The following is a 22,182-nucleotide window of genomic DNA, read 5'->3' as shown; positions in this document are numbered from 1 at the left end:
ACGACGGCGCCGGCGATTCGCCGCGCGCGCCCGGCCTGCCGGCCGAATCCCCGTTCCGTAATGTTGAAACGCACGAAACCAGAACTGAGAGGTATGGAACTACGGGTCATCGAGAAGTCCGAGGACGAACTCTCCATCGAGATCGCCGGCGAGGACCACACCTTCATGAACGTGCTGAAGGGCACCCTGCTCGAGCAGGAGACCGTCGCGGCCGCGACGTACGACGTGAACCCCGAGCAGTCCGGCGGCCAGACCGAACCGGTGCTCACGATCAAGACCGAGGGCGGCGCCGACCCCCTCGACACCCTGGAGGACGCCGCCGGCGACATCCGGGACAAGACCGCCTCGTTCCGCGACGCCTACGAGACCGCGGTCTGACCCCGTCGCGTCCGGACTCGGCCGGTCGCGAGACGTGCAACTCCGTCGACCGCCGACGGAATCTGTTCTCTACTTGCTGGCGCCCGGCATCCTCGCGTCCCGCCTTCTCGCGTCCATTTTCGTCGGTGTGGCGACGGGCCCCGCCCGCTCGCAGCAGTGAGACGACCGCTCGCAACCTCAGTTCAGTCCCTTCAACTCCGTTCATCACCCGCCAGGGAGGGGCCTGTCGGAAAGGAGTCGGAGCGCACCTGCTGGACGGGAATAATCGCGGCCTAATCGTCGTAATCGGGCACGGAATCTCGGAACGGTCGCGTCCGTTTATTGGTCCAGTCGGGCAACTCTCGGCCGTCATGAGAACGCGCGCAGTAGTCGTAGCCACGCTCGTACTGCTCGGCGGCGCCTCCTCGGCGCTCGCCGCGGCGCCGAACGGACACGCCAGTGCCGACGCCGCGACCGCCGCGGCCGACGTCGCCGTCCAGGAGGACACCCAACTGACCTACGATAACCTGACCATCCAGCAGTTGCAGCTGACCAACGCCACCGTCGGGCAGGTCGTGCTCAACGAGACGTCGCTGAGCGCCGGCGACCTGACCGGCGCGGAGACGACCGCGGCCGGGACGACCCAGGGCGACTCGCTGGGCACCGCCACGGCGTCGAACCTGACGGTCGTCAACGCCACGCTGCAGAACGTGACGCTCCGCGACGTCACCATCCGGAACCAGACCGTCGCCGAACAGCTGTTCGGCGGCGAGACGCCGCCCGAGACCGCGAACGCCTCGGTCCAGAACGCCACGCTCTCGGAGATCGACATCGACTCGCTCGTCGTGAACGCGGCCAGCGTCGGTGACGTCGAGGTCAACAGCGTGCGGACGTCGCTGTCGCCCGGCGGCGCGGCCGACCCGCAGGTCGAGGGCCAGCCGACGGTCGAGGTCGGTAACATGTCGGTCGGCAGCGCCGTCCTCGACAGCGTCGAGGCAGACGGCGTCAGCGTCGAGAACGCCTCCATCGGCATCGGCGTCCTCGGCGGCGGCCTCGGCGGCCAGGAGACCACGACCGCGGCCGGCAACGAGTCGAGCGCGCTCCGCGCGCCCGACCTGTAAGGGAACCGTCGACCGCGAGAAAATCGTCGACCGGGGGCGCGACTCCGCGCTCCCGTCGGACCCCGAACCGGCTCGTTTTTCGACCGTACTCGCCGACAGCGAAGCACCGCCAGGTGGAGAGCCGAGCGAAGCGAACTATCGCTCAGAGACGGACCGGCACGTCGCGGTCGTCGAGGTACTCCTTGATGTCGCGGATGGAGTACTCGCCGAAGTGGAAGATCGAGGCCGCCAGACCGGCGTCCGCGCCCGCCTCGGTGAACACCTCGTACATGTCCTCCGGGCCGCCGCACCCCGAGGAGGCGATGACCGGGGTGTCGACCGCGTCGCAGACCGCCTTCGTCAGCGGGATGTCGTAGCCGTCCTTCGTGCCGTCCTTGTCGATGGAGTTGACGAACAGTTCGCCGGCGCCGCGGGCCTCGGCCTCCGCAGCCCACTCGACGACGTCGAGGCCGGTCCCCTCGCGGCCGCCCTTGACGGTGCACTCGAACCAGCAGGACTCGCCGTCGACGTCGACGTAGTGCTCGCCGCGCTCGTCGAACCGGCGCCTGGCGTCGACCGAGATGACGATGCACTGGCTGCCGAAGGCGTCGGCGCCACGCGTGATGAGGTCGGGGTTCGCGATGGCGCCGGAGTTGATCGAGACCTTGTCGGCGCCCGCCCGGAGCGTCTCCTTGATGTCGTCGGTCGTCCGGATGCCGCCGCCCACCGTGAGCGGGATGAATATCTCGTCGGCCACGTCCTCGACCACGCCGAGCATGGTCTCGCGGCCGTCGGCGCTCGCGGTGATGTCGAGGAAGACGAACTCGTCGGCGCCCGACTCGTTGTACGCCCGGGCCATCTCGACCGGGTCGCCGGTGTACTCGAGGTCTTCGAAGTTGACGCCGGTGTACACCGCGGGGTTCCCGTCCTCGTCCAAGTCCACGTCGATGCACGGGATGATGCGCTTAGTGAGAGTCATCTAGATACGCGAAGCTCAGGGCGTGAACCGTTAAAAGGGGTCCGGACTCCCGGGACGTCGCGGAACGGCGACCGGTGACGGGGACGACGAACGGAAGGCGGTCGCCGGCGGTCGGCTACGCGCGGGGACGCTCGGCGCGGCGGTCTCCGGTTCCGTCGCTCTCGTCGACGTCGATACCGTTCTCGCCGGCTTCGCATCCCTCACCCTCGCCGAATTCGACGCCCTCGCCGTCCGCCTCGTAGACCGCGACCCGCCCGTCGCTGTCGACCTCGACCCGGTAGTCTTCCACGTCGAAGGTCACGTCGAGGGTCGCGTCGCGGGCCTCCGCGTGGGCGAACAGGCTCTCGAGCGAGTCGGTTTCGACCGACAGGTACAGCGGGCGCACCGCGGTCCGCGGAGCGTTCTCGGTCGCAGCGAGCGCCTCGACGATGGCGAGCTGAAGAGAGCGTCCGTCGGAGAAGTCGTGCGTCGTCCGGTAAAGCGGTTCGGGCCGAGACTGCGCAGTCGGGTCGGTCATCGCCGGAAGTAGTCCGGGCAGACGGTTGAAGGTGGACGCGGCATTCTGGAGGTTTTAAGACGGCGCCGTTCAGCGCAGCAGCGTCGACTCGACCAGATTTCGGATCCCGCGTCGGAGCCGCCCGCTCACGGCCGACGGCGAGACGCCGAGCAGGTCGCCCAGGTCGCCGACCGACGCGTCTCGGGGATTCTCGAAGTAGCCGTGCTCGTAGGCGGCGACCAGCGTGTCGCGCTGGACCGGCGTCAGGCCGAACTCCGAGCCGTCGTCGTCGTCGGCGCGGTAGAGCCGGACGACCGCGAAGTCGACGCCCCGGTCGGCGCAGTGGTCGCGGAACCGCTGGAGCGCCGCCAGTTCGGGGACCTCCAGCGTGGCGAGCCAGCCGCCGTCGGGGTCCGAGTCTCTAGCGCGGAGTATCCGCATGCCGAGGTTGGCCGCCTCGGGCAACACCAGGTGGTCGGCGGAGGCCAGCAGCATCCGGTAGATGCGGAAGTCATCGCCCTCAACGGTCACGACGCTCTCGCCGACCGTCGGGTCCTCGGCGACGGCGGCGTCGAACGCGTCGAAGTCGCCGCCGGACACCTTGAAGAACAGGTAGTACGACTCCGGGCCGGCGATCGTCTGGTACTCCAGTTCGGTGGTCATCTCCGGGACCGCCCGGATGGTCCGGGTCAGCACGAGCTCGGGGTGAGTGAGCCGAATCTCGGCGATGACCCTGCCGTCGGTCATTGGTCGTACTCCGGCGCGAGCGTACAAGGACGCTTTGATTCATGGGATATCTAACACTTATCGCGCCATCCAAACTTTGACTACTGCGCGCGCCGAACTCCCGGAACCGCATGACCTGCAAGATGGTGATCCTGGCGTCCCGGGCCGACGGCACGACCCACGAGGAGTGCATCGAGTACATGCGCGAGGAGCACGCGCCGCTGGTGAACGACCTGCCGAATCTGCGGCGGTACACCTCCTCGGTCCCGACCGACCCGGAGAAGGCCGGCTACGACTACGTGGCGCAGCTTTGGTTCGACGACCCCGGCGCGATGAACGAGTCGTTCGAGTCCGAGCCGGGCGCCGAGGTCCAGGAGGACGCCGCGTCGTTCCTCGACATGGACGCGACGAAGATGATTCCGGCGGTGGACGAGACGGTCCACTACGAGGACGAGTAGTTCTTCGAAGGGGAGTTGGTTTTACTTCGAAAAACTGTGGTGGCGCGACTACGAGAGCGAACAGCCGAGTCGGTGGGATAACGTTTCAGAAAGCCCCCGCGGGCTCGCGAGCCCGCGGCCCCTTTCATCCACCCAGACCGCGATTCGCGGAGGCGAGCGCGTCTTAGTCTGCTGTATCACCGAGCGAGAGCCTCGAACCTCCCTAGCTCCTCGTTCGCTTCGCTCACTCGTCCCTCGCAGGACGATGGCGCGACACCAGGTCGCGCCAGCGTGCGCGGGCCTCAGAAACCCACCGTCACAGAACTATTCTTCGGGCCGATTAGGACACGTCCGACCCTCACTCCAGTTCGTACACTCGGGCCTCCCAGGGTCGCAGTTCGAACGACCGGGGCGCCTCGGCGTCGACCGCATAGTTGTGGAGGACGCAGTCGGCGTCGTCGTACGAGACGCTCTCCGGTAGCGTGAACGTCGGCGTCCCCTCCGAGAGATTCAGGACCGTCAGCAGGCGGTCGTCGGCGAGCGTCCGGAGGTAGGCGAAGACGTCCGGGTCGTCGGGCAGGAGGAGCTCGAAGTCGCCGTAGACGGCGACCGGCGTCGACTGCCGGAACTCGATGAGTTCCCGGTAGTAGTGCCAGATCGAGTCCTCCCGCGCCGTCGCTTCGGCGACGTTCACTGCGTCGTAGTTCGGGTTGACCGGCATCCAGGGCTCGCCCTCGGTGAAGCCCGCGTGCTCGCCGTCGGACCACTGCATCGGCGTCCGGGCGTTGTCCCGGCCGCGGTGGCTCACGACCTCGAGGATGTCGTCCATCTCCCACCCCTGTTCGCGCTTCCGCTCGACGAAGTTCCGGGCGCTGACGTCCCGGACCTGCGACTCCCGCTCGAACGGGAAGTTCGTCATGCCGATCTCGTCGCCCTGGTAGACGTACGGCGTCCCCCGGAGGGTGAAGAGTAGCGTGGCCAGCAGCTTGGCCGACTCGATGCGGTAGAGGCCGTCGTCGCCGAACCGCGAGACCATCCGGGGCCAGTCGTGGTTGCCGAGGTAGACGCTGTTCCAGCCCTCGCCGTACAGGCCGGTCTGCCACTTCGCGACGACCTGCTTGAACTCCGCGAGGTCCAGGTCGCCGACGCTCCACCGGTCGCCGCTCTCGCCGTGGTCGAGGCTGACGTGCTCGAAGTGGAAGATCATGTCCAGCCCGTCGCCGTCCGGGACGAGGTACTGCCGGGCCTCCTCGACGGTCGCGCCGGGCATCTCGCCGACCGTCATCACGTCCCTGCCTTCCAGCACCTCCTCGTACATCTCGGCGACGAACTCGTGGGCGCGGGGTCCGGTCATGAAGTGCTCGGCGCCGGTCCACCCCGAGTCGGGGTCGCCGTCGGGCAGCCCCTCGGCCTTCGAGATGAGGTCGATGACGTCCATCCGGAAGCCGTCGATGCCCCTGTCGAGCCACCACTCCATCATGTCGTAGACCCGGGCGCGGACCTCGGGGTTGTCCCAGTTGAGGTCGGGCTGCTTCTCGTCGAAGAGGTGGAGGTAGTACGCCTCCGTCCGCTCGTCGTAGGTCCAGGCCGATCCGCCGAACGCCGACTCCCAGTTGTTGGGCGGCTCCCCCTTGCCGCCTGGGCCGTCGCCCCGGCCCTCGCGCCAGATGTAGAAGTCGCGGTAGTCGCCGTCGGTCGACTCGCGCGACCGCCGGAACCACTCGTGTTCGTCGGAGGTGTGGTTGACCACCAGGTCCATGATGAGCCGGATGTCCCGGTCGTGGAAACCCTCCAGCAGCCGGTCGTAGTCGTCCATCGTGCCGAACTCGTCCATGATGGCCCGGTAGTCCCGGATGTCGTAGCCGTTGTCCGCGTTCGGCGAGTCGTAGACCGGGTTGAGCCACACCACGTCCACGCCGAGAGCGACGAGGTAGTCCAGTTTCTCCTCGACGCCCCGCAAGTCGCCGACGCCGTCGCCGTCGGCGTCGAAGAAGCTCCGCGGGTAGATCTGGTAGACGACCGACTCCTTCCACCACTCGCGGTCGGCGTCGACGGCGCTCCAGTCGACCCCGTCGGTGTTCCGGCCGTCGTCTTCGGGGTCTCGACCCCCGTCTCCGAGGACACGGCTCGCGTCCGCCGCATCGCTACTCTCGTCTGCTGACGTGCTGACTTCCTCCCCCATCGGGTCCGTGGTTCGGGTCCCGGCGGTTTAGGTTTGGTTGCGCTTAAGTGGGAGGCCCCGGAACCACCTAGTATGACCGAGCACGACGAAGACGACCGCGTTGACGCCGACGACAGCGAGAACCTCGAGGTCGACCACGACGACTACGCCGAGATGGACGACCACACCGACGACATCCACGGCCACGAGGCCGAGGAGATGGACCGCGTGACCTCGCCGATGCAGGAGTTCAGCTCCTCGCAAGTCGGCGTCGGCTTCGCGGTCCTCGCGATCGGACTGGCGATCGCGTTCGCGGTCCCGCTCGTGCTGTCCTGACCGACGCGGAATCCGTTCCGAGCACTGCAGACCGAGCGAAGAGTATAATTTTCCGCAGGCGCCTCTGAACTGCCGCTTCAGTCGAGCTCGCGCGCCAGCACGTCCCGCAGCGTCGCGATCTCCGCGGCGTCGTAGCGCATCGACTCCCCACCCGCGGTCAGGTCGAGCGCGCCCGACTCGTCCGCAGTACCGAGTTCCGACACCGGCGCGACGCCGTCGAAGGTCGCCCGGACCGCGTCGGGGTCGGTCGTCTCGACGACCGCACGGCCGGGCGTCTCGGCGAACAGCGCCTCGCCGCTCTCGACCGTCACGTCGGCCCCAGCCTCCTCGGTGATTACCTCGGCGAGCGCGACCGCGAGACCGCCGTGGCTCACGTCGTGGACCGCGAGGGTCGCCTCCTCGTCCGCGACGCCGGCGAGCGCCTCCACGACCTCGCGGGGGTTCTCGGGCAGCGCGGGGAAGCGGTCGGTCCCGCCGGCCTGCGCCAGAAACTCCGAGCCGCCGAGTCGATTCCCGCCGTCGTGGCCGACGACGAGCAGGGTTCCCTCGCCCGCGAGCGCGGCGGGCGGTGCGTCGTACCCCTCCTTGGTCCCGGTCATCGCCAGCGTGGGCGTCGGCGGAATCGGCCCCGAGGGGGAGTCGTTGTACAGCGAGACGTTGCCGCCGACTACCGGCGCGCCGAGTTCTCGGCACATGTCGGCCAGCCCGTCGACGATGCCTTCGAAGCCCCCGTACACGTCCGGCTTCTCGGGGTTGCCGCCGTTCAGGCAGTCGACCGCCGCCAGCGGCGTCGCGCCCTTCGCGGCGAGATTGGTCGCGTTCTCCAGCGCGACCGCCCGGGCGCCGTCGTACGGGGCGGCCGTCGTCCAGTTGGGTTCCGCGCCCGAGGAGATGGCGAGGCCGGTGTTCGCTTCGCGGAGCGCCAGCACCGCGGCGTCGTCGCCCGGCCCCGTGGCGGTCCGTACCTGGACCTCGTGGTCGTACTGCCGGTAAATCCAGCGCTTGCTCGCGGTGTTCGGGTGCCCGACGACCGACTCGAAGGCGTCGGGGAGGTCGACGTCCGGCAGGTCCCGTCCCGGCTGAGACGGTTCCTCGGCGGCCAGGTCGTTCATCGGCGCGCCGTCGCCGAGGAACTCGGCGTCGACGTCGACGACGGTCTCGCCCTCGAAGGTGCAGACGTAGTTGCCCTCCGTGACCTCGCCGATGACCGAGCAGCCCAGATCGTACTTCTCGGCCACCTGCCGGACGGCGTCGACGTTCTCGGCCCGGACCTCGTAGCACATCCGCTCCTGGGACTCGGCGAGCAGGATCTCCAGGGCGTTCATGTTCGGCTCGCGCTGGTGGACGTCCTCCAGCCGGATGTCGGCCCCGAGACCGCCCTTCGCGACCATCTCGCTGGACGCGCCGCCGAGGCCGGCCGCGCCGAGGTCCCGCGCGGCCTCGACCAAATCGCGGTCGAGCAGCGCCTCGCTGGCCTCGACGAGCAGCTTCTCGGTGTAGGGGTCGCCGACCTGCACCGCGGGTCGGTCCTCGGTCTCGGCGTCCTCCGAGAGGTCCTCGCTGGCGAAGCTCGCGCCGCCCAGCCCGTCGCGGCCGGTCGCGTTCCCGACCAGCACCAGCTTGTCGCCCGGCTCCTTCGCGTCCGCGGTCACCAGGCGCTCCTCGTCCAGCAGGCCGACGCAGGCCACGTTGACCAGCGGGTTGCCCTCGTAGTCGGGGTGGAACGCCGCACTCCCCGCGACCGTCGGCACGCCGATGGAGTTGCCGTAGTCAGAGATGCCCTCCACGACGCCCTCCAGCAGGTACCGCGAGTGCTCGCGGTCGAAGTCGCCGAAGTACAGCGAGTCCGCGAGCGCGATGGGGTAGGCGCCCATCGAGAGGGTGTCGCGAACGATGCCGCCGACGCCGGTGGCCGCGCCGTCGTAGGGGTCGACGAACGACGGGTGGTTGTGGCTCTCGATTCCCATCGTGATATGCGTGCCGTCGGCGACTTCCACGACCGCGGCGTCGTCGCCGGGTCCCACGACGACCCGCTCGCCCTCCGAATCGAAGGCCGAGAGCAGCGGTCGCGACGACCGGTACGCGCAGTGTTCGCTCCAGAGGTTCTCGAACAGCGCCGCCTCCGCCGGGGTCGGCTCGCGACCGAGTTCGGCGACGACGAGTTCGCGGTCTGACTCGGAGAGACTCATTCACTCATCTGTACAGACAGAGCGGATTAATGCCTTTCCATGTGCACGTCTGTGGGCATCAGCCGGTATCGAGGAAACGGTCGTCGAGCCGACTGGCGATGCCGCGTTATGCGAACGTTTCGGCGTGTTCCGCCGAATTGACTGCACTAATATGTATACTTTATTCCATCATTGCCGGCCCGCCACCGACAGATAAACCAAATAACGATATACGAAATATCGCCTTCTGCGCGGAAATCGCGGCTTTCAGCAACGGTCGCGAGGAGGCCCGAAGCTACCGGTTGTCGGGGAAACGGAGTTCTGGAACCGGGTCGGATATCGACTCGGGACGCGTTCCCGGCCAAACAGAAACGGCGGGATTCAGGGCGGCGTGACGATCTTGCCGTTGTGCTCGAGCATCGCCTCGGCTGCCAGCGCGCCGTTGAAGGCGACGATGTCCGCGTAATGGTCCGCCGAGTCGTACTCGATGCCGGATCTGCTATCTCGTTCGGCCCACTCCGGATACACCTCGCGACCGATGTCCGTCCCGCCCGCGACGACCGTTTCGACGGTCAACCGGTGGTCGACATAGGTGGACGGGGAGTCGCCGACGGCCTCTCGGAGTTCCGCGCGCCGGGCCGTCGTATCGAGTACCTGCCGGCCCCGGTTCTCGGCGGCCTCGATGAAGTGGTGGGGCGGCGCCGGGTAGTCGAGGAAGGTCCGCTCGCGCCGGCTCAGGTGCTCCTCGACGAACTGTTCCGGATCATTCACCGTCGTCTCCCGCGCCCGAGCCATCGTCGCGTCAAAGTCCGCCAGCGGTTCGAACACCGGGCGGCGCAGGTCCGAGACCGCCGACGCGAACTCCTGGTTCCCTGCATCGGTCGCAGCGTCGACGACGAACCGGGCCTCGGTCAGCGACGGTATCAGGCCGGGGTCCGGGTCCGGGAATCCGCTCGCATCGATGCGCGATTCGAGGGTCGTGAGGTACGCGTTCGAGTCGACGCGGTCAGAAGGAGCGGCGAGTTCGGGCATGGTCGTGGTAGCTGTGCCGCCGTCGGCGGAATCGGCCTCGCTCTTCCGACCGGAACCGAGACAGCCCGCGACCCCGGCGAGCCCGGTCGTCATTCCGACGAGGAGGTGGCGGCGGCGCATACCGACTTCTCGGTGCCGACGGCAAAAAGTATTGGCATCCTTACATCACTCGGTTTCTCGGATAAGGCCGGGGGGCTGCCGGCGCGTTCGCGTCGGTCTCTTGGGGCGCCGCGGCCTCGCCGGTGCGAGGCGTACCGAGGCGTTTTTGCCACCTCCCTGCCAATCACCATCCGTGCTATCGGTCGAGCTACACGCCCACTCGGCGCTCTCGTACGACGGCCGCGACTCGGTCGACCTGCTGCTCGAGCAGGCCGCCGCCGTCGGACTCGACGCGCTCGCGATTACCGACCACGACGAGATCGAGGCCAGTCTCGAAGCCGCCGAGAAGGCCGGCGACTACGGGCTGGTGGGCATCACGGGCATGGAGATCAGCTCCGCGGCGGGCCACGTCCTCGGGCTGGGCATCACCGAGCGCGTGCCCGCCGGCCTGTCGTTCGGGGAGACGCTCGACCGCATCCACGACCTCGGTGGGGTGGCCGTCGTGCCCCACCCGTACCAGAAGTCCCGGAGCGGCGTGATGGCCAACATCACCGAGTCGGAGCTCGTGGAGGCCGACGCCATCGAGGTGTACAACTCCCGGCTGCTGACCGGCCGTGGCAACCGGCGGGCCAGGGAGTTCGCCGAGCGCCGCGGGCTGCCCCAGACCGCCGGCAGCGACGCCCACATCGGCGAGATGGTCGGCCAGGCCGTCACCCGCATCGACGCCGACGACCGGAGCGCGACGGCGATACTCGACGCCATCCTCGACGGCCGGACCAGCGTCGAGGGCAAGCGCACCCCCTGGCACGTGAGCTTCCGCCAGGCCGCGGGCGGCGCCAAGCGCCGGGTGAAGAACCGGATCGGCGAGATCCTCTGATGGCGACGGACGACGCCGAACTACGCGGCGCGCAGACCGAGGCGGTCGCGCGCGCCGTCGAAGCCGGTGAGGCGCTCTCGGGCACCGCGGGGTTCGCGGGCCGGCTCCCCGACGGCCGCCTCGTCCGCGACGTACTGGGTCGGCAGCCTCTCTTCGTCGAGTCCGCCGAGCGCTCGACCGGGCGAGGCGACCGCGCCTGGGGGTTCTCGCCAGACGACCTCGTCGACCCCGAACCCCTTCAGGCGGGTCACGCCCTCTCGCCCGGCGGGGAGAGCCCTCGGCGCGTTCTCTCACTGCCCGACCCGGCGCCGACAACCGACGACCGACGCGCCGTCGCGGACCTCCGGGACGCCCTGCGCCAGACGCTCGATTCTGTCGAGTCGGCGGGGACCGCGGTCGCGTTCTCGGGCGGCGTCGACTCGGCCGTGGTAGCGAGTGCGCTAGACGCGCCCCTCTACGTCGTCGGCTTTCCCGACAGCCACGATGTCGAAGCGGCGCGGCGGGCCGCCCGACTGATGGACCGGGAGGCCGACCTGCGCGTGGTCGAACTCTCCCCCGCCGACCTCGAGCGGGCGGTGCCGGAGGTGGCGGGAGCGACCGGCCGGACCAACGCCATGGACGTCCAGATCGCGCTCCCGCTCTATCTGGCGGCCGAGCGCGCGTCGGCCGACGGTTTCGACCGGCTCGCTGTCGGACAGGGCGCCGACGAGCTGTTCGGCGGGTACGCGAAGGTCGCGCGCGCCCCGGAGGACCCCCGCGTCGAGGCCGAGACGATCCGCGGCGCGGGCCGAGAGATGCTCTACACGCTGCCCGAGCAACTGGAACGCGACGTGCTGGCGCTCCGGCGCGCCGGGGTCGAGCCGGTCGCGCCGCTGCTCGACGACCGGGTGGTCCGGTCGGCGCTCCGACTGCCGGGCGGGCTGCTGGTCGATTCTCGCGGCGAGCGCAAGAAGGCGCTCCGGCTCGCCGCCCGGGAGTTCGTGCCCGACGGGGTGGCGTTCCGCGAGAAGAAGGCGGTCCAGTACGGGAGCCTGGTCGCGCGCGAACTCGACCGGCTCGCCCGACAGGCCGGGTTCAAGCGCCGGATGGACGACCACGTCTCGCGGTACGTCGCGTCGCTGGTCGAGGAGTAGTTCCGACTCGGACGTCGGTTTCACCCGACCGTAGTCGTCTCGTCGCTGGGAACCGTCGTCTTTGCCAGCACCGCCGAACGGTCGCCTTCGGGCGCGGTCCAGACCGCCCTGACGGACGTCCCTGCCTCGACGCCCGAGAGGTCGACCGAGACCGAGTCGCCGGCCGTGACCTCCTCGGGGAACGCCGCGCCGGTCGGTTCGTCGCCGATCCTGACGGCGAGATTACCGCCCGCTATCGAGTCCCCGCCGTGGTGGGTGACGGTGACCGAACCGTCGCCGAACTCGAACCGGAAGACGGCCTTCGGTGACGGCTCCCGCACTTCCCGCGTGTGCTGGAGGACGACACCGCTCGCGGTGCTGCCGTTCCCCGAGCGCAGCGATTCGAGCGACGCGTCGACCAGTGCAACAGAGAGCGGTGCGCCCGCCTCCGCCCCCTCGACGTCGGCCGCGGAGATGGTGGTCCGGCCCACGTTCCCGGTGATCGACTCGAACCCGGCGGGCCGCGAGACGGCGTCGTCACCGACGAGTGACCGGCCGGGAGCGGCGAGGAGGTGCAGAGTGCCCATCTCGCGGAACGCGGTGTTGGCGTAGGCCCGGAACTCGAACCCCTCGTCGTTCCGGTAGACGGGAGCGACGAACGCCCGCGGTTCGTCGGCGGGCGTCAGCGTCCGCGACGCCGCGAGGCGGCCCTCGCCGACGACTACGTTGCCGTCTGCGACCGCCGTGAGTTCGAAGTCGGCATCGGCGGCATCCGAGAATGTGACGCCCGTGACGCCCTCCGATGCGGAGACGGAGACCTCGCCGTCGGACGTCCCCGGGAAGTCGACGACCGTCCGACCGTTCCGGCGGACCAGATCCTCTGGGAGCGCGGTCGTGGTCGCGGGGTCGGTCGTCGTTCCGTCGAAGTCCGTCGCGGCGGTGTCGGACCCGCCGGGACCGGCGGTTCGACCAAGACAGCCCGCGAATGCGACGCTCGGGAGGACGGCGAGGAGTCGGCGGCGTGTCGGCATGCTCGGCCGGTGTCGGCCGGCGTACAAAGTAGTTTTGCTACACTTACTAGCGCGGAATTATTCCCGGTTCCGGCCGACTGCTTCGCCCGGTCTCGCTCAGAACCGGGAGGCGAGTTCGGCCAGTCGCTCGCCCACGTCCTCGTCGACCGAGAACGAGAGGCGCTGGCGCTCGTTGTCGATGATGAGGGTGACGGTCGCGCGCTCGGGCGCGTCGCCGACCGCGCTCCCGGCGACCAGCAGCATGACCGACAGCAGGACGAGCCCGACGCCGTTCGCGAGGTCGTCGGTGGCCACCAGGAGGCCGACGAGCAGGCAGAGGCCGCCGCACCCGACGAACGCCATCGACAGGTCGAGCCCGTCGCCCGCTGCGTCGACCTTGACCGCCCGGACGTGCCGGTAGCCGATGGAGTTCGTGCCCGACTCGGCGTCGAAGAGGATGCGCCGGTCGGTCGCGGCGAACGCAGTCGGGGTCTCGGGGTCGATACCCCACTGGTTCGCCCACCGCACCCCCGAGGCCTCCCACGAGAGGCGGACCTCCTCGGTCGACTCGAGCTCGGCGTCGAACCGGGCGGAGCCGCCGTCGTCGCCGTCGGGAGCGCTGACCTCACCGACACTCATGTAAGCGAGATATTGCTATCGGGGGTTAATTAACCTTCTCAAGTAATAAAATGACGTCTAGATTTGAAGTTGCTCGAACGGCGATTTCGGCGGAAAGCCGTCGGTTGTCCGAACGAGACGATGTCCTCGTAGCAGAAACCCTCGGCGAATTACGCCCCCACGCCGCTACGCCGTCCGGGATTCGACCGCCGCGATGGCCTCCAGGCCGATCTGGACAACCTCGGTCGTCAGGCGGTCGGTCGTCCGGAGCGCCTCGGCGGTGAACCACTCCCACTCCTCGGCGTCGGCCTCGTCGTCGCCCTCCGGGGCTATCTCGCGGCTCTCGGCCGCAGCGAAGTAGACGTGGTCGATGTGCTGGTGGCCCACCCCGCCGTCGGGGTAGACGTCGATGTCGAAGAGCATGACGTGCTCGGCGGGCGCGAGTTCCCGACCGGCCTCGACCGCGACGTCGGTCTCGGGTTCGAGCAGGGTCACGTCGAGCCCGGTCTCCTCGCGGACCTCCCGGCGGGCGGCCTCGCGCGGGAGTTCGTCGCGGTCGAGGTGGCCGCCGGGCGCCAGCCACATGTCGAGCCGGTCGTGGTGGTGCAGCGCGACCGCGCCATCGTGGACGACGTAGGCGGTCGCGGTGAAGTGACGGGTCGTCTCCATGCCGAAGACCGAGTCGGACCGGCGACTTCCGGTTTACGGAACAGCTACGAGTGTGGCCGCGTTTCGGGAAAAGAGGGCCGTCAGGGCGCGATGCCGTCTTCCTTCGCCTCGAGCAGCTCGTGGTAGCGGTTTCTGATCGTGACCTCGCTGATGTCCGAGACGTCGCTGACCTCGCTCTGGGTCACCTTCTCGTTGCTGAGCAGCGCGGCGGCGTACACCGCGGCGGCCGCGAGGCCGACCGGCGACTTGCCGCTGTGGATGCCCTTCTCGGTCGCGGTGTCGAGCAGGTCGCGGGCCCGGCGCTCGACCTCCTCGCTCACGCCGAGGTCCGAGACGAACCGCGGGACGTAGCTCTTGGGGTCGGCGGGCTGAATCTGGAGGTTGAGCTCGCGGACCACGTACCGGTACGTCCGGGCGATCTCGTCCTTGTCGACCCGCGAGACGTTGGTAATCTCGTCGAGGCTTCGGGGCGTGCCCGCCTTCCGGGCCGCGGCGTACAGCGCGCTGGTGGCGACGCCCTCGATGGAGCGGCCGGGCAGGAGGTCCTCGTCGAGCGCCCGCCGGTAGATCACGCTCGCGGTCTCCCGGACGTTGTCCGGCAGGCCGAGCGCGGAGGCCATGCGGTCGATCTCGCCGAGGGCCTGCTTGAGATTTCGCTCCTTGGAGTCGCGGGTGCGGAACCGCTCGTTCCACTTGCGCAGCCGCTGCATCTTCTCCCGCTGGCGCGACCCCAGCGAGTTGCCGTAGGCGTCCTTGTCCTGCCAGCCGATGTTGGTCGACAGCCCCTTGTCGTGCATCGTGTTCGTGGTCGGGGCGCCCACCCGGGACTTCTGGTCTTTCTCCTTGGAGTCGAACGCGCGCCACTCCGGCCCGGGGTCGATCTGGTCCTCGTCGACGACGAGTCCGCACTCCGCGCAGACGGTCTCCCCGCGCTCGTCGTCGGTGACGAGGTTGCCGCCGCACTCCGGGCAGCGATGCTGCTCGGACTCGCGCTCGGATTCGTCGTTCGTTCGCTCGTCGGTGTGGGTTCGGGTTCGTGTTTCGGTCATGGTGGAAGTTGAGTGAGACAGCCAGGGGTAGATGAGCCGACACTCCGCCAGAGGGACGGTGGATAACCGGGTTCAGAAGACGTCTCCTAGTAATGCCCGTTGTTACTTAAAGACTGTGGCAACGACCGGTTCGACCGATTTCTCCGTTCGGCGCGTCTCGGCCGTTTCCGGCGCGTCTGTCCGCGTTCAACGCTCATCCGCCGACCCCACGATTCACCAACCTTTAATACTCGTTTCGAGGGGTCGGTATCGAAACCCTTACCGCCGCCCCGCGGGTTGTGACGCACATGAGCGACACGTCCGACGGGTCCGACGACGCCGCGCCCGGTCCCGAGGAGGTCCGCCACGTCGCCGACCTCGCGCGGGTCGGCCTCGACGACGAGGAGGTCGAGCGGTTCGCCGACCAGTTCGGCGACATCCTCGACTACTTCGAGACGCTCGAGGAGGTCCCGGAGGTCGAGCGCGAGACCGACCTCGTGAACGTGATGCGGGCCGACGAGGCCCGCGACTGCCTCTCCCAGGAGGAGGCGCTGGCGAACGCCCCCGAGACCGAGGACGGCTACTTAAAGGGGCCGAACGTCTCGTAACCGGCGTCTCCCGCGACGCACCGCCACCGCCATCCGCACCAGCACACCGACAACCACGAACTGCATCCGAGGAACGACCACCGATCCTCGCCAGAGCAACCACGACCACCACACAATGAGCGCAGACCACAACGTATTCATCACCGAGGAGACCGTCGAGGGCGCGGCCAACGGCCCCCTCGCCGACAGGACCGTCGCGGTCAAGGACAACATCAGCACCGAGGGCGTCCGGACCACCTGCGGGTCCGAGATGCTCGAAGACTACGTGCCGCCGTACGACGCGACCGTCGTCGAGAAGCTGAAGGACGCGGGCGCGACCATCGTCGGCAAGGCCAACATGGACGAGTTCGGCATGGGGTCGACCACCGAGACCTCGGCGTTCGGTCCCGCGGAGAACCCGGTCGCCCCCGGCCGCGTCCCCGGCGGCTCGTCGGGCGGGAGTGCGGCCGCCGTCGCCGCGGGCGAGGCCGACCTCGCGCTCGGCAGCGACACCGGCGGCTCCATCCGGAACCCGGCGGCGTTCTGCGGCGTCGTCGGCATCAAGCCCACCTACGGCCTCGTCTCGCGCTACGGCCTCGTCGCCTACGCCAACAGCCTCGAACAGATCGGCCCGCTCGCGCCCACGGTCGAGGAGGCCGCCGCGCTCCTCGACGTCATCAGCGGCCCGGACCCCCGCGACGCGACCACCCGCGAGGAGGGCGCCGATTCGGACTACGCGAGCGCCGCCACCGGCGACGTCGAGGACACCACCGTCGGCGTCCCGACCGAACTCGTCGAGGGCGCCGACGAGGGCGTCCGCGAGCGCTTCGAGGCCACGCTCGACGACCTCGAATCCCGGGGCGCGACCGTCGAGGAGGTGTCGCTGCCCTCGGTCGAGCACGCGGTCGAGGCCTACTACGTCATCGCGATGTCGGAGGCCTCCTCGAACCTCGCGCGCTTCGACGGCGTGCGCTACGGCGAGTCCGGCGGCTTCGAGGGCAACTGGAACGAGGCCTTCTCGAACTCCCGCGAGGCGTTCGGCGAGGAGGTCAAGCGCCGCATCCTGCTCGGGACGTACGCGCTCTCGGCGGGCTACCACGACAAGTACTACAAGCAGGCCCAGGACGCCCGGGCGTGGGTCCGGCAGGACTTCGACGAGGCGTTCGAGTCGGTCGACGTGCTGGCGAGCCCCACGATGCCGACCCCGCCGTTCGCGGTCGGCGACAGCCTCGACGACCCGCTCCAGATGTACCTCGCGGACGCCAACACGGTTCCGGTGAACCTGGCGGACCTCCCGGCCATCTCGGTGCCCGCCGGCGAGGTTGACGGCGGCCTCCCGGTCGGCGTCCAGTTCATCGCCCCGGCGTTCGGCGAGGCCGACATCATCCGCGTCGGTAGCGCCGTCGAGAACTGACGCGGTCGGACCCGGGCCGCGGAATTGATATGCTTCTCGTTCCAACCTCCGTTCACAGCTGACGCCCCGGAGCGGCGGCCGGGGGAACGGGGTGAGCGTGGGATCCATGACCGAGAACGCCGACGGGGCCGTCGACGAGTCGCACCCGAACGACGACGAGCGACGCACGCGTCGGGGGTTCGACCGCCGGGACCTGCTGAAGGGCGTCGCGTCCGGCATTGCGGCGACCGCACTCTTTTCGACCCCGGTCCGGCTCCCGGAGTCGCCGCCGGTCGACCCCGACGTCCGGATTCCGTTCGCCGGCGAGGGGTACGCCAATCGATTCACGTCGGCGGAGCTGACCGACCACAACCGCATCGTCGACGGCCCGGACGGCGCCTCGGAGTCGCTGTCGGTCGCGGTCCCCGAGGGCGACCACTACGGCACCCGGATGCGGTACCGGTTCGCCGAGGCGGGCGAGTCCGAGCCCGAACGGCTCCACAGCCGGTACATGCTGTACGTCCCCTCGGAGTCCGACGTCGGCCACGACGACAGCGGGAAACTGCCCGGGCCGGCCGGCACCTACGGCAGGGCCGGCTGGGGCGGGCGACCCTCGGACGGGACGGACGGCTGGTCGGCCCGGATGAACTTCAGGGATCCCGACGGCGACGACGGCCACGTCATGCTCGCCTCGTACGTCTACCACGCCGAGATGGACGGCGAGTACGGCACGCACTTCGAGTGGGACGTCGGGGGCCACGGACTCCTCGACGCCGACCGGTGGTACCGCATCGACAACTACGTCGAGTTGAACACGCCGGGCGAGGACGACGGCGTGGTGAAGGGGTGGGTCGACGGCGACCTGGCGCTCGACGTCACCGACGTCCGGTTCCGGGACGTCGACCGGCTGAAGGTCCAGGGCTTCTGGTTCTCGGTCTACTACGGCGGCGACTACTCGGCTCCGGACGACGTCGAGATGTACTTCGACGACCTCAGACTGTGGAAGTCGAGACTCCACAGTGTGGACGAGCCGGCGCAGCAATCTGAGTCCGATGATTGAACCCCTCGAACCGCCGGACTCAACTCCGTTCGTCAGATGGCAGTTCGGCGATGGCGGGATGTCCAGCGTCGGGGTTCCGGGCACCCGACTCACCGGCCCTCCGGAACGCACCTCTGAGGCCGAGTCCGATACGGGAACCGATTCGCACATAGACATTTGTAGCTCGCCCGTCACGGGTTTGTATGAGCGACCCTGCCGAGTCCGGGTCTAGCGCACCACCTCCGCCGGAGGAAGCCGAGGGAGAAGGCGTCCACCCCGACGAGGGCGAGACGACCGCGGAGGCCACCGTCCACGAGGGCGGGGTCGAACTGGAGCGGACTATCGGGCTCGGCGGGGGCGTCGCCATCGGCGTCGGGACGATGATCGGCGCGGGCATCTTCGTCTTCCCCGGAATCGCGGCCGGGGAGGCCGGCCCCGCGGCCGCCCTCTCGTTCGCCATCGGGGCGGTCATCGCGCTCCTCGTCGCGCTGCCGACCTCCGAACTGGCGACCGCGATGCCCCGGAGCGGCGGTGGCTACTACTTCGTCTCGCGGGCGATGGGGACCGCCTTCGGCGCCGTGGTGGGCCTGAGCATCTGGCTCGGACTGGTGTTCGCCTCGGCGTTCTACCTCGTCGGCTTCGGCCAGTACGCCGTGGCCGCGCTGGCCGAACTCGGCGTCTCGGTCGGCGGCGTCGGTCCGGTGACGCCGCTGGCGCTGCTGTTCGGCGTCCTGCTGACAGCGGTCAGCCTCACCGGGACCGAGAACGCCGCGAAGCTCCAGAACGCCGTCGTCGGCCTGTTGATCGTGGTCCTGGTCGGATTCCTGACCTACGGCGTCTTCGACGCGCTCGGCGTGTTCGGCCGTGAGACCGCCCCGGAGCGGTTCCTGCCGTACGGGGCGTTCCCGGTGGTGACGACTGCCGCGCTGGTGTTCACCTCCTACCTCGGATTCGCGCAGGTGGCGACGGTGGCGGGCGAGATAAAGGACCCCTCCCGGAACCTCCCGCTGGCGATGGTCGCGTCGGTCCTCGCGGTCGGGACGCTGTACGTCGTCACCATCTTCGTGGCGACGAGCGCGCTGTCGAGCGGCCGGCTCGCGGAACTCGGCGAGACGGCCATCGTGGCGGTGGCCCGCGACCTGCTCGGGCCGACCGGCGCCGTGGCCATCCTCGTCGCGGGCCTGCTGGCCACCCTGTCGAGCGCCAACGCCTCCATCCTGAGCTCCTCGCGCGCGCTGTACGCGCTCAGCCGGGACGCGCTCGTTCCCCGGCGCGTGAGCGAGGTGAACCTCCGGTGGGGGACGCCCCACGTCGCGCTGGTCATGGCCGGCGGGCCGGTGCTCCTGCTGGTCGCCATCGGGCGGGTCGAGGTGCTGGCGGAGGTGGCGTCGTTCCTCCACCTCGTGATGTACGGGCTGACCTGCGTCGCGCTGGTGCGGCTCCGGCGCTCGGACCCCGGGTGGTACGACCCGTCGTTCACGGTGCCGGGCTACCCCGCGGTGCCGGTGCTCGGGGCGGTCGCCAGCTTCGGTCTGGTCGCGTTCATGCAGCCGCTCTCGCAGGTGGTCGGCGTCAGTATCATGGTCGGCGCGGCCGTCTGGTATCGCGTGTACGCGGCCGACGTCCGACTGCGGGGTTCGCTATGAGCGTCCCGGACGAACCGACGGTGCTGGTCCCGCTGGCCGTCCTCGACGGCGAGAGCCTCGCCCCGGCGCTCATCGAGGCGCTGTCGGGGGTCTCAGTCGAACTGGTCGGCTACCACGAGCTCCCGGAGCAGACTCCGCCGGGACAGGCCCGGATGCAGTTCGAGGAGCGCATGCAGGGCGAACTCGACGACCTCGCGGCGGCGTTCGCTGACGCCGGCGGGACGGTCGAGACCCGGATGGTGTTCACCCACGAGCCGACCCAGACGTTCGAGCGCGTCGCGGTCGAGGAGTCCTGCGACGCCGTCCTGCTGAACAACCCCGCCCAGGCCGTCGAGGACGTGCTGGTCCCGCTCCGCGGCGAGGTCAACGTCGAGCGCATCGCGATGCTGGTGGCCGCCGTGCTCGAGGCCACCGACGCGACGGCGACCCTCTACCACGTCGCCGAAACGGACGATGAGCGAGGGGAGGGCCAAGCTCTCGTGGAAGCGGCGGCCGAGCGGCTCGCCGCCGACGGGGTCGCCGCCGACCGGTTCCGCGAGGAGGTCGTCGTCTCCGAGACGCCCCGGAAGACGCTCGTCGCGGCCGCGAGCGACGCGGACCTCGTCGTGATGGGCGAGAGCAGGCCCTCGGTCCGGGAACTGTTCTTCGGCGAGGTGTCCGAGCAGGTCGCGTCCCAGTCGGTGACGCCCGCCCTGGTGGTCCGACGGCTGCCCGCAGTCGACGACGGTGACGGTGCGAACGTCGCGGACCGTCGGGAAGCCGACGCCACAGAACCCGACGGAGAACCAACGCCACCCGACGACCGACCGGACCGATAGCCGGTCGCTCGCCGCAGGTCGGCATCCCCGGCGGGCTCACTCCGTCTTCGTGCCGATTCGCTCCACCGGCTCCCCGACGGCGACGGGCTCGCCCGCCGACGCCGCCGGGACGCGAGTGTTGACCATCAGTCGGAAGGCGTGGTCGAACCGGTCGCTGTCGGTCCATTCGGGCGTGGTCTCCTCGCGGCGCCGGATGAACGTCTCGCGGAAATCGACCGTCTCCGCGCCCGTGTCGGGGTCCCGACCCGGAACGACGCACCGCTGGCAGGGATGGACGCCGAGGAGTTCGGCGTCCCCGATTCGGAAGCGGACGACCTCGCCCGCGTCGGCGAACAGTCTGTCCTCCCAGAACGGCGGGACGCCGCCGATCTCGAGGTTGGCCCGGAACCGCCGCCGGGCCGACTCGAGGTCGAAGTCGAACCACGCCGCGACCTCCCGGAGGGTGGCGGTCGAGACGACGGTCGGCCCGTGGCGCTCCCGGTCGTCGTGCTGGCCGGCGTCGTCGCGGCGAACGCTGACCTCGCGCCCGAAGAACTCCGAGAGCCGGGCGTTCAGGTCGGCGTGGACCGCGGCCTCGTCGTCGCCGGCGTCGGCGAGCGGGAAGCGCCGGGCTCCTGACTCGCCGGCGCCCTGCTCGCGGAGCGTGACCGCCGGTCCGCCCGAATCCCGGGCACTACCGTCGCGGGCGCTATCGTCACCGCCGTCTGCGTCGCGGGGGTGGAACGTCGAGCGGAGCCGGTGGACGGCGTCGGTCTTCTTCCCGTTGACGTAGTCGCCGGACCCGCCGACGTCGGCCGCGGCGGGGTCGTAGGGCTCGTCCGCGGGCCGGTCCAGGATCGCCCACTCCCGGTCGCCGGCGAGCGCCCCGTCGGTGGCGAGCGTCGCCCGGTCGCGGGGCTCGGAGTCGAGCGACTTGACCGGGAAGTACTGGAGGTGCGCGAGGTGCGGGTCGGCGTCGTCGAGCCGGGCGACGGGGTGGTCGCCGTGCCAGTCGGACATGGCCGGAGAATTCGTCGGTGTCCGGCAAAAAGCCACTGAAGGGGGTGAAACGCGTCGTTGCGCCGGACCGAATCGGGCACTCGGGCTCGGTCTAAGACGCGAGGTCGGTCGGGAATGTGGGTCGGTCGCGTCGAGGTGGAACGTCGCTACTCGCTGTAGGCGAGGTTCATGATCCACTGCGAGAAGGCGTCGCTCTCGGCGTCGACCTCCTCCTCGCCGATGAACGGCGAGAGCATGTCGCCGGCCATCAGCAGCGAGAAGTCTAGATCGCGGGCCGCCGGCGTGATGAGGTAGGTGTTGTGACCGTCGTAGACGGTCTCCTCGCGCTGGACCAGCCCCTTCTCGTCGAGCGACTCCACGATGCGGCTGCCCTTCCGGGAGTCGACGCCGAGCTCCTTCCAGAAGTCGCTCTGGTGGATGCCGCCGGACTTCCGGACGAGTTCCAGCCCCGCGCGCTCCTCCTCGGTGAGGTCGGCCTCGGATGCTGCCATGTGG

The 22,182-nt window shown here is 69.5% G+C and carries 23 protein-coding genes; 11 read left to right on the top strand and 12 right to left on the bottom strand.

Features of this window, described 5'->3' with window-relative positions; all coding sequences use genetic code 11:
• Window positions 1-93 precede the first annotated feature (93 nt).
• Window positions 94-378 carry a DNA-directed RNA polymerase subunit L gene (locus tag DVR07_RS06045; RefSeq protein ID WP_115795844.1) on the top strand — a complete coding sequence of 95 codons (285 nt, stop codon included), beginning with the start codon at window positions 94-96 and terminating at the stop codon, window positions 376-378.
• A 350-nt stretch (window positions 379-728) separates the two neighbouring features.
• Complete coding sequence (locus DVR07_RS06040) at window positions 729-1,478, top strand: hypothetical protein (RefSeq protein ID WP_115795843.1); 750 nt, start codon at window positions 729-731, stop codon at window positions 1,476-1,478.
• A 142-nt stretch (window positions 1,479-1,620) separates the two neighbouring features.
• Here the strand turns inward: DVR07_RS06040 and hisF are convergent, their stop codons facing one another.
• The 3 genes from hisF to DVR07_RS06025 form a co-directional block, all read right to left on the bottom strand.
• The gene (hisF, locus tag DVR07_RS06035) at window positions 1,621-2,436 is read right to left on the bottom strand and encodes an imidazole glycerol phosphate synthase subunit HisF (protein WP_115795842.1); all 816 of its coding nucleotides are present in this window, start codon (window positions 2,434-2,436) and stop codon (window positions 1,621-1,623) included.
• A 115-nt stretch (window positions 2,437-2,551) separates the two neighbouring features.
• Window positions 2,552-2,953 carry a HalOD1 output domain-containing protein gene (locus tag DVR07_RS06030; RefSeq protein ID WP_115795841.1) on the bottom strand — a complete coding sequence of 134 codons (402 nt, stop codon included), beginning with the start codon at window positions 2,951-2,953 and terminating at the stop codon, window positions 2,552-2,554.
• A 69-nt stretch (window positions 2,954-3,022) separates the two neighbouring features.
• Entirely contained in the window at window positions 3,023-3,679 is a 657-nt protein-coding gene (locus DVR07_RS06025) for a helix-turn-helix domain-containing protein (RefSeq protein WP_115795840.1), read from the bottom strand.
• A gap of 110 nt (window positions 3,680-3,789) precedes the next feature.
• Here DVR07_RS06025 and DVR07_RS06020 point away from each other — a divergent pair, with 110 nt between their 5' ends.
• Window positions 3,790-4,116, top strand: a complete 327-nt coding sequence (locus DVR07_RS06020) for an EthD family reductase (RefSeq protein WP_115795839.1) — start codon at window positions 3,790-3,792, stop codon at window positions 4,114-4,116.
• A gap of 337 nt (window positions 4,117-4,453) precedes the next feature.
• Here the strand turns inward: DVR07_RS06020 and DVR07_RS06015 are convergent, their stop codons facing one another.
• On the bottom strand, window positions 4,454-6,277 hold the full coding sequence (locus tag DVR07_RS06015; protein ID WP_115795838.1) for a glycoside hydrolase family 13 protein: 1,824 nt from the start codon (window positions 6,275-6,277) through the stop codon (window positions 4,454-4,456).
• A gap of 72 nt (window positions 6,278-6,349) precedes the next feature.
• On the opposite strand from DVR07_RS06015, the gene DVR07_RS06010 reads away from it, so the two are divergent.
• Window positions 6,350-6,592: a DUF7550 family protein gene (locus tag DVR07_RS06010; protein WP_115795837.1), complete on the top strand. Its 243-nt coding sequence runs from the start codon at window positions 6,350-6,352 to the stop codon at window positions 6,590-6,592.
• Window positions 6,593-6,669: 77 nt separating this feature from the next.
• Here the strand turns inward: DVR07_RS06010 and purL are convergent, their stop codons facing one another.
• The gene (purL, locus tag DVR07_RS06005) at window positions 6,670-8,781 is read right to left on the bottom strand and encodes a phosphoribosylformylglycinamidine synthase subunit PurL (protein WP_115795836.1); all 2,112 of its coding nucleotides are present in this window, start codon (window positions 8,779-8,781) and stop codon (window positions 6,670-6,672) included.
• A gap of 360 nt (window positions 8,782-9,141) precedes the next feature.
• Complete coding sequence (locus DVR07_RS06000) at window positions 9,142-9,912, bottom strand: hypothetical protein (RefSeq protein ID WP_115795835.1); 771 nt, start codon at window positions 9,910-9,912, stop codon at window positions 9,142-9,144.
• A 172-nt stretch (window positions 9,913-10,084) separates the two neighbouring features.
• Here DVR07_RS06000 and DVR07_RS05995 point away from each other — a divergent pair, with 172 nt between their 5' ends.
• Window positions 10,085-10,768: a CehA/McbA family metallohydrolase gene (locus tag DVR07_RS05995; protein ID WP_115795834.1), complete on the top strand. Its 684-nt coding sequence runs from the start codon at window positions 10,085-10,087 to the stop codon at window positions 10,766-10,768.
• Complete coding sequence (locus DVR07_RS05990; RefSeq protein ID WP_115795833.1) at window positions 10,768-11,901, top strand: asparagine synthase C-terminal domain-containing protein; 1,134 nt, start codon at window positions 10,768-10,770, stop codon at window positions 11,899-11,901. Before DVR07_RS05995 ends, DVR07_RS05990 begins: the two co-directional genes overlap by 1 nt.
• A gap of 20 nt (window positions 11,902-11,921) precedes the next feature.
• Here the strand turns inward: DVR07_RS05990 and DVR07_RS05985 are convergent, their stop codons facing one another.
• From DVR07_RS05985 to DVR07_RS05970, 4 genes are all read right to left on the bottom strand, one after another.
• Window positions 11,922-12,911, bottom strand: coding sequence for a hypothetical protein (locus DVR07_RS05985; protein WP_115795832.1), 990 nt, complete (start codon window positions 12,909-12,911; stop codon window positions 11,922-11,924).
• Window positions 12,912-13,007: 96 nt separating this feature from the next.
• Entirely contained in the window at window positions 13,008-13,529 is a 522-nt protein-coding gene (locus DVR07_RS05980; protein WP_115795831.1) for a hypothetical protein, read from the bottom strand.
• Window positions 13,530-13,694: 165 nt separating this feature from the next.
• Window positions 13,695-14,177, bottom strand: coding sequence for an NUDIX hydrolase (locus tag DVR07_RS05975; protein WP_115795830.1), 483 nt, complete (start codon window positions 14,175-14,177; stop codon window positions 13,695-13,697).
• An 80-nt stretch (window positions 14,178-14,257) separates the two neighbouring features.
• Window positions 14,258-15,226 carry a transcription initiation factor IIB gene (locus DVR07_RS05970; protein ID WP_115795829.1) on the bottom strand — a complete coding sequence of 323 codons (969 nt, stop codon included), beginning with the start codon at window positions 15,224-15,226 and terminating at the stop codon, window positions 14,258-14,260.
• A 287-nt stretch (window positions 15,227-15,513) separates the two neighbouring features.
• Between DVR07_RS05970 and gatC the strand changes: the two genes are divergently transcribed.
• The 5 genes from gatC to DVR07_RS05945 all read left to right on the top strand — a co-directional run bounded on the left by gatC (window position 15,514) and on the right by DVR07_RS05945 (window position 20,688).
• Complete coding sequence (gene gatC / locus DVR07_RS05965; RefSeq protein WP_115795828.1) at window positions 15,514-15,813, top strand: Asp-tRNA(Asn)/Glu-tRNA(Gln) amidotransferase subunit GatC; 300 nt, start codon at window positions 15,514-15,516, stop codon at window positions 15,811-15,813.
• Between the two features lie 115 nt (window positions 15,814-15,928).
• On the top strand, window positions 15,929-17,206 hold the full coding sequence (gene gatA / locus DVR07_RS05960; protein WP_115795827.1) for an Asp-tRNA(Asn)/Glu-tRNA(Gln) amidotransferase subunit GatA: 1,278 nt from the start codon (window positions 15,929-15,931) through the stop codon (window positions 17,204-17,206).
• A 106-nt stretch (window positions 17,207-17,312) separates the two neighbouring features.
• Entirely contained in the window at window positions 17,313-18,245 is a 933-nt protein-coding gene (locus tag DVR07_RS05955) for a polysaccharide lyase (protein WP_115795826.1), read from the top strand.
• A gap of 182 nt (window positions 18,246-18,427) precedes the next feature.
• Window positions 18,428-19,870, top strand: a complete 1,443-nt coding sequence (locus DVR07_RS05950) for an APC family permease (protein WP_115795825.1) — start codon at window positions 18,428-18,430, stop codon at window positions 19,868-19,870.
• Window positions 19,867-20,688 (top strand): universal stress protein, encoded by an 822-nt coding sequence (locus DVR07_RS05945; protein ID WP_115795824.1) that lies wholly within the window; start codon window positions 19,867-19,869, stop codon window positions 20,686-20,688. The genes DVR07_RS05950 and DVR07_RS05945 overlap by 4 nt, the downstream gene beginning before the upstream one ends.
• A gap of 36 nt (window positions 20,689-20,724) precedes the next feature.
• On the opposite strand, the gene DVR07_RS05940 is transcribed toward DVR07_RS05945, so the two are convergent.
• Window positions 20,725-21,687, bottom strand: a complete 963-nt coding sequence (locus DVR07_RS05940) for an MOSC domain-containing protein (RefSeq protein WP_115795823.1) — start codon at window positions 21,685-21,687, stop codon at window positions 20,725-20,727.
• A gap of 146 nt (window positions 21,688-21,833) precedes the next feature.
• Window positions 21,834-22,178, bottom strand: coding sequence for a helix-turn-helix transcriptional regulator (locus tag DVR07_RS05935; RefSeq protein ID WP_115795822.1), 345 nt, complete (start codon window positions 22,176-22,178; stop codon window positions 21,834-21,836).
• Window positions 22,179-22,182: the final 4 nt, after the last annotated feature.

It is taken from the genome of Halorussus rarus (assembly GCF_003369835.1).
GTDB classification, from domain to species: Archaea; Halobacteriota; Halobacteria; order Halobacteriales; family Haladaptataceae; genus Halorussus; species Halorussus rarus.
This window is presented reverse-complemented; position numbering and strand designations above follow the sequence as displayed.

Coding starts and splice junctions, on each gene's coding strand:
- DVR07_RS06045 (WP_115795844.1), top strand. CDS start 94: ATGGAACTACGGGTCATCGAGAAGTCCGAGGACGAACTCTCCATCGAG.
- DVR07_RS06040 (WP_115795843.1), top strand. CDS start 729: ATGAGAACGCGCGCAGTAGTCGTAGCCACGCTCGTACTGCTCGGCGGC.
- hisF (WP_115795842.1), bottom strand. CDS start 2,436: ATGACTCTCACTAAGCGCATCATCCCGTGCATCGACGTGGACTTGGAC.
- DVR07_RS06030 (WP_115795841.1), bottom strand. CDS start 2,953: ATGACCGACCCGACTGCGCAGTCTCGGCCCGAACCGCTTTACCGGACG.
- DVR07_RS06025 (WP_115795840.1), bottom strand. CDS start 3,679: ATGACCGACGGCAGGGTCATCGCCGAGATTCGGCTCACTCACCCCGAG.
- DVR07_RS06020 (WP_115795839.1), top strand. CDS start 3,790: ATGACCTGCAAGATGGTGATCCTGGCGTCCCGGGCCGACGGCACGACC.
- DVR07_RS06015 (WP_115795838.1), bottom strand. CDS start 6,277: ATGGGGGAGGAAGTCAGCACGTCAGCAGACGAGAGTAGCGATGCGGCG.
- DVR07_RS06010 (WP_115795837.1), top strand. CDS start 6,350: ATGACCGAGCACGACGAAGACGACCGCGTTGACGCCGACGACAGCGAG.
- purL (WP_115795836.1), bottom strand. CDS start 8,781: ATGAGTCTCTCCGAGTCAGACCGCGAACTCGTCGTCGCCGAACTCGGT.
- DVR07_RS06000 (WP_115795835.1), bottom strand. CDS start 9,912: ATGCGCCGCCGCCACCTCCTCGTCGGAATGACGACCGGGCTCGCCGGG.
- DVR07_RS05990 (WP_115795833.1), top strand. CDS start 10,768: ATGGCGACGGACGACGCCGAACTACGCGGCGCGCAGACCGAGGCGGTC.
- DVR07_RS05985 (WP_115795832.1), bottom strand. CDS start 12,911: ATGCCGACACGCCGCCGACTCCTCGCCGTCCTCCCGAGCGTCGCATTC.
- DVR07_RS05980 (WP_115795831.1), bottom strand. CDS start 13,529: ATGAGTGTCGGTGAGGTCAGCGCTCCCGACGGCGACGACGGCGGCTCC.
- DVR07_RS05975 (WP_115795830.1), bottom strand. CDS start 14,177: ATGGAGACGACCCGTCACTTCACCGCGACCGCCTACGTCGTCCACGAT.
- DVR07_RS05970 (WP_115795829.1), bottom strand. CDS start 15,226: ATGACCGAAACACGAACCCGAACCCACACCGACGAGCGAACGAACGAC.
- gatC (WP_115795828.1), top strand. CDS start 15,514: ATGAGCGACACGTCCGACGGGTCCGACGACGCCGCGCCCGGTCCCGAG.
- gatA (WP_115795827.1), top strand. CDS start 15,929: ATGAGCGCAGACCACAACGTATTCATCACCGAGGAGACCGTCGAGGGC.
- DVR07_RS05955 (WP_115795826.1), top strand. CDS start 17,313: ATGACCGAGAACGCCGACGGGGCCGTCGACGAGTCGCACCCGAACGAC.
- DVR07_RS05950 (WP_115795825.1), top strand. CDS start 18,428: ATGAGCGACCCTGCCGAGTCCGGGTCTAGCGCACCACCTCCGCCGGAG.
- DVR07_RS05945 (WP_115795824.1), top strand. CDS start 19,867: ATGAGCGTCCCGGACGAACCGACGGTGCTGGTCCCGCTGGCCGTCCTC.
- DVR07_RS05940 (WP_115795823.1), bottom strand. CDS start 21,687: ATGTCCGACTGGCACGGCGACCACCCCGTCGCCCGGCTCGACGACGCC.
- DVR07_RS05935 (WP_115795822.1), bottom strand. CDS start 22,178: ATGGCAGCATCCGAGGCCGACCTCACCGAGGAGGAGCGCGCGGGGCTG.